At 65.9% G+C, this 5716-nt stretch carries 5 protein-coding genes; 4 read left to right on the top strand and 1 reads right to left on the bottom strand.

The annotated features are described in order from the left end of the window. The 3 genes from AC5O77_RS21485 to AC5O77_RS21475 all read left to right on the top strand — a co-directional run. A partial coding sequence (locus AC5O77_RS21485) for an autotransporter outer membrane beta-barrel domain-containing protein (RefSeq protein WP_494507143.1) occupies nt 1-377 on the top strand: 377 nt, incomplete at its 5' end. Nucleotides 378-636: 259 nt separating this feature from the next. Continuing rightward, entirely contained in the window at nt 637-2796 is a 2160-nt protein-coding gene (locus AC5O77_RS21480) for a TonB-dependent receptor plug domain-containing protein (RefSeq protein WP_494507142.1), read from the top strand. Beyond that, on the top strand, nt 2786-3346 hold the full coding sequence (locus tag AC5O77_RS21475) for a thioredoxin-like domain-containing protein (RefSeq protein ID WP_478058887.1): 561 nt from the start codon (nt 2786-2788) through the stop codon (nt 3344-3346). The genes AC5O77_RS21480 and AC5O77_RS21475 overlap by 11 nt, the downstream gene beginning before the upstream one ends. A gap of 68 nt (nt 3347-3414) precedes the next feature. Here AC5O77_RS21475 and mntR read toward each other — a convergent pair whose 3' ends face one another. Further along, a complete protein-coding gene (mntR, locus tag AC5O77_RS21470) occupies nt 3415-3885 on the bottom strand; it encodes a manganese-binding transcriptional regulator MntR (protein WP_014647435.1) in 471 nt (156 codons plus the stop codon). 116 nt (nt 3886-4001) lie between these two features. Between mntR and AC5O77_RS21465 the strand changes: the two genes are divergently transcribed. Continuing rightward, on the top strand, nt 4002-5333 hold the full coding sequence (locus tag AC5O77_RS21465; RefSeq protein ID WP_329810558.1) for an Nramp family divalent metal transporter: 1332 nt from the start codon (nt 4002-4004) through the stop codon (nt 5331-5333). Nucleotides 5334-5716: the final 383 nt, after the last annotated feature.

The raw sequence follows: 5716 nt of genomic DNA, 5'->3' as shown, positions 1-5716 counted from the left end.
CGCAGGCGCAGCTGACCTGGACCGACTACGACGGCGACAGCCTGGTCGAAAACAATGGCACCACGGTCGAGGATGGTCGCGGCGGCGGCCTCAACAGCCGCCTCGGCGTACGCCTGTTTGGCCAGGGCACGCTGCAGGGCAACCGCGTGCAGCCGTTCCTGGCGGCGAACTGGCTGCGTGGCGAGCGCGATGAGGCCATGCGCTTCAACAGTGAGTCGTTGAGCGCGAAGACGCCGGAGAACCGCTACGAAGTGCAGGCCGGTGCCCAGCTTCAGCTGGGCCAGCGCTGGAGCGCATGGGGTGACCTGCGTGTGCAGCGTGGCGACAGCGGCTATCGCAACCACGGTGCCCAGGTCGGCCTGCGCGCCGCCTGGTAAGCCCCTCGCCGCCCCGGGGCCAGACCGGGGCGGCGTTCCTCGATTTCGATCGCACCCTGCCGGGCATGACATCCGGCAGGGTTCTGGCGTTGATTTGTAATGTTATAACACTGTCGTCCGCGATGTTCTGATCCTGCTTTCGGCTTCGTGATTGCACGGACTTATTTATATAGCCGTTGCTATATCTATGACCCTCTGCTTTCATATGCGTCAGCCAGGTCGCCCTCGCCGCCTTTCCTCTCCCAAGGACGACGCCCTCATGCCCGTTTCCAGACCCCTTTCCCGCCGGCTGCCTCTGGCTGCCGCCATCGCCCTGACCCTGCCGCTGCCCGCGCTGGCAGCCACACCGAAGCCGACCGAGCTGGACCGTGTGCAGGTCAAGGTCAGCACTGCCACCCGCAGCGAACGACTGCTGTCCGATGTCCCGATCCGCACCGAAGTGCTGCGCAAGGAAGACATCGCGCTGCGCGCGGCCACCGACTTCTCGCGAGCCGCAGAGCTGATCAATGGCCTGCGCGTGGAAAGCAACTGCCAGAACTGCAACACCAGCGAGGTACAGCTGCTGGGCCTGCCCGGCGCCTACAACCAGTTGCTGTTCGATGGCATCCCGCTGCTGTCCACGCTGGGCAGCGTGTACGGCCTGGAACAGATTCCGGCCGGGTTCGTCGACCGCATCGAAGTGGTCAAGGGCGGCGGCTCGGCGCTGTACGGCCCGGGCGCGGTGGCCGGTGTGATCAACCTGATCCCCCCACTGCCGGCGCGCAGCGGTGGCCATGTGCAGGCCGGCGTGGATGTGCTGAAAGGCACGCCGCAGAAGAATGCCGATGTGCGCCTCGACCTGGTTGCCAAGGACGCCGACGCCGGGCTGTCGGTGATCGCCCAGCGCAACTGGAACAGTGGCATCGACTACAACGGTGACGGCTATACCGAGATCACCCGCAAGAATCTCAAGGTCGGCGGGCTGCAGGCCTGGTATGCGCCCACACCGGGCACACGGCTGCGCCTGGACCTGCAGGTGACCGATGAAACCCGCCGCGGCGGCAACCGCCTGGACCAGCCCGAGTACCTGGCCAACATCGCCGAATCGCTGGATACGAAGTACCGGCGCGGCAGCGTGTCGTGGGACCAGGAGATCAATGCCGACGTCGATTTCCGCCTGGCCTACGCCTTCGCCGACATCGACCGCGACAGTTTCTATGGTGGTCTCGGTGACGTGGTCACCGATCCGTCCGCGCCCGGCTATGACCCGTCGCAGCTGGACCCGAACGTGACCGGCAGCGCGGCCTCGCGTTCCTGGCGCCAGTACGGCCGCACCCACAACCCACTGCACTACATCGACAGCCAGTTGAACTGGCGGTTGGGCGCACACGCGCTGGCCTTTGGCGTGCAGTACAAGCACGAGGCGCTGCGCGACGACAATCGCGCCGGTGACGGCCAGCGCCTTGCGGTGCTGGAGGACGCTACCTTCCACAACCTGGGGGCCTTCATCCAGGACGAATGGAGCCTGCGCGACAACGTCGACCTGGTACTGGGTGCGCGCGTGGACAAGAGCTCGGAGCTGGACAGCGCGGTGTTCTCGCCGCGCATCGCGCTGGCCTGGCAGGCCACGCCGAACCTGAAGTGGCGGGCGGGCGTTGCCACTGGCTTCCGTGCACCGGAAATCTTCGTCGAGGACGTACATGTCGATACGCTGGGTGGTGAGCAGGTGCGCGTGCGCAACACCGACGGCCTGAAGGAAGAGCGCGCGTTGACCACCCTGTTCGGCTTCGACTGGCGATCTGACCCGGCCAATCCGGTGTGGAGCTGGGATGCCACCGCCTCGTACGCCCGTATCCGCGACACCTTCGCACTGGGCGAGATCCAGCGCGGTGATGACGGCCAGCTCAGTCAGCTGCGCTACAACGCGTCCGGCTCCAATGTGCTGGGCGCGGAAACCAACCTCGGCTGGCAGCCGTCGCCACAGTGGCGCCTGACCGCCGGCGCCTCGTGGTACCGCTCGCGCTTCCGCGAACCGCAGCGCATCTTCGACGACAGCGGCGATGGTGGCGACACCGTCATTGAAAGCCGTGACTACCTGAAGACCCCGCGCTGGACCGGCCTGGCCCAGCTCAGCTGGATGCCCGCCGAGCCGTGGGAGGCCTTCGTCGCGCTGCGCCACACCGGCCCGATGTCGGTGCTGAACAACCGGCTGGGCGAACTGCACCGCACGCGTTCATTCCTGGTGACCGACCTGGGTGCGCGCTGGCACCGCCATCTGGGCGCGCAGGCGCAGCAGGAAGTGTCGGTGGCCGCAGGCGTCAAGAACGTGTTCGACCAGCGCCAGAAGGATCTGGAAGTGGGCGCGCTGCGGGACAGCGACTATGTCTATGGGCCGCGCTTCGCGCGCTCGTGGTACGTCAACCTGCGCTATGCGTTCTAAGCCACTACGAGCGTTGTTGCTGGCCTGTGCCGTGTTGCTGGCCGCACCGGCGATGGCTGCGGACCTGCATGCGCAGGTCTCGGCCTCGCTGATGCGGCCGGAACAGCGCTCGCTGCGACCGATGCAGTGGTCATCGCCACCGAAGCTGGTGGCGTTGTACTTCGGCGCCGACTGGTGCGCCCCCTGCCATGCCTTCGTACCCACACTGCGCAGCGTGCGTGACGCATTGCGCGAGGCCGGCGCCGATACCGAAGTGGTGTACGTCAGCCTGGATGAGAGCGAGGCCGCGCTGCGCCGCTACATGCACGCGCAGGAGATGCCGTGGCCGGTGCTGGACCCGCGCCGCGCCGCGCGCATGCCGGCACTGCAGGCATTGGCTGGGCTGGCACCGCCGAATCTGGTACTGATCGATGCAGACGGGAATGTACTTGCCAATGGCTGGCAAGGCCGGCGTTACGAAGGCCTGCAGCCCGTGTTGAAGGAATGGACGAAACGGGCGTGCGCGCAGCAGCAGGCCCGTTGCCCCAACGCCGGCATCCAAGCGCTGTAGCGCCGGGCCATGCCCGGCGAATTGCTTGACGCAGCCTTACGGCCGCCGGGCATGGCCCGGCGCTACCGTTACGGCGCCTCGCCCTCGGCCTTGCGCACGAACGCTTCGAACAACGCCAGCGTCTGCTCGCTTACATGGTGCTCGATACCCTCGGCATCGCGCCGCGCGGTATCCGCGTCCACGCCCAGCGCCAGCAGGAAACGCTCCACGGTCTGGTGACGCTGGCGGCTGGCATGGGCCAGCGCCTCGCCTTCCGGGGTCAGGAACACGCCACGATATGGACGCTGCACCACCCAGCCGTCGCGGGCCAGCCGCCGCAGCATCTTCGCCACGGTGGGCTGGGCTACGCCCAGCCGGGTGGCGATGTCGACCTGGCGGGCCTCGCCGCCGTCGGCCAGCAGGTCCGAGATCAGCTCGACATAGTCCTCCACCAGCTCCATCCGGTGCGCCTCGCGCACTTGCCGGAAGCTCTCGACCTGGCGCTCGGCCTCGATCAAGGGGGTGCTTTTCAGCGATGTCGAATCGTCGGTCTTGCCCACGCCTGCGCCTGTCCTTCCGGTTGTTCCGGTGTTGAACCTGAATTCTGGACCAGTAACGCGATAAAGACGATTGTTTCACATTGCTAATGACTATAGCAGGAGCTATATTCGGAGCCATGAACACCCTGGCATCCCGCGACCCCTCGGCCTCCACCCCGGCCAGCCTGGGTGCGCTCAACGCCTCGGTGGCGGTGCCCGACAAGGGCCATTGGTGGTTCCGCCTGCTGGCCTTCCTCGGCCCGGGCTACATGATCTCGGTCGGCTACATGGACCCGGGCAACTGGGCCACCGACCTCGCCGGCGGTTCGCGCTTCGGTTACCTGCTGCTATCGGTCATCCTCATCTCCAACCTGATGGCGGTGATCCTGCAGGCGCTGTCGGCGCGGCTCGGCATCGCTACCGGCATGGACCTGGCCCAGGCCTGCCGTGCCCGCTACCCGAAGCCGGTGAACCTGGCGTTATGGGCGCTGTGCGAGGCGGCGATCATCGCCTGCGACCTGGCCGAGGTGATCGGCACCGCGATCGCGCTGAAGCTGCTGTTCGACCTGCCGTTGCTGTGGGGCGCGGTGATCACCGCCCTGGACACGCTGCTGGTGCTGCTGCTGATGAACCGCGGTTTCCGTGCGCTGGAAGCCTTCGTGATCGCATTGCTGATGGTGATCTTCGCCTGCTTCATGGTGCAGATCGCGCTGGCCGCACCGCCGGTGATGGAAGTGCTGGGCGGGTTCATTCCGCGCGCGCAGGTGGTAACTGATCCGCACGCGCTGTACATCGCCATCGGCATCATTGGTGCCACGGTGATGCCGCACAATCTCTATCTGCACTCGTCCATCGTGCAGACCCGTGCCTACCCGCGCACCGATGAAGGCCGACGCAGCGCGCTGCGCTGGGCAGTGACCGACAGCACCCTTGCACTGACCCTGGCACTGTTCATCAACGCCAGCATCCTGATCCTGGCGGCGGCGGTGTTCCATGCCAATGGCCGTTTCGACGTGGAAGACATCGAGCAGGCGCACCAGCTGCTGGCGCCGATGCTGGGCGTGGGCGCCGCTGCGACGCTGTTTGCGATTGCGCTGCTGGCCTCGGGCCTGAACTCGACGGTGACCGCCACGCTGGCCGGGCAGATCGTGATGGAAGGCTTCCTGCACCTGCGTCTGCCGCCGTGGCTGCGGCGGCTGATCACGCGGGCGCTGGCGATCATTCCGGTGGTGGTGGTGATCATGCTGTTCGGCGACCAGGGCGCGGTAAAGCTGCTGGTGCTGAGCCAGGTGGTGCTGTCGATGCAGCTGCCGTTCGCGATCATCCCGCTGGTGCGGATCGTGACCGACAAAGTGACGATGGGCGCGCTGGTGGCCCCGCGCTGGCTGGGCAGCATCGCCTGGGTGATCGCACTGGTGATCGTGGCGTTGAACGTGAAGCTGCTGGTGGATACCTTCAGCGGCGGGTAGATCCACGCCATGCGTGGATGCCTTTGTAGAGTCGAGCCATGCTCGACTCATTCCATCACCGCGCGAATAGCAGTCGAGCATGGCTCGACTCTACAGAAAGCAAATCCCGCCAGCAGATCCACGCCATGCGTGGATGCCTTTGTAGAGTCGAGCCATGCTCGACTCATTCCATCACCGCGCGAACAGCAGTCGAGCATGGCTCGACTCTACAGAAAGCAGATCCCGCCAGTAGATCCACGCCATGCGTGGATGCCTTTGTAGAGTCGAGCCATGCTTGTATGTTCCTCCCGGCTCCTACGAGGTATGTAGGAGCCAGGGTGGAGGGACCGTCAAGCATGCATCTGCGGATACTAGCCGACAGACGAGTCGAGCGATCCCCATCC

It is taken from the genome of Stenotrophomonas sp. INTA L402-1 (assembly GCF_059295135.1).
Note: the sequence above shows the minus strand (reverse complement) of the source record. Positions and strands in the feature narration are given on the sequence as shown.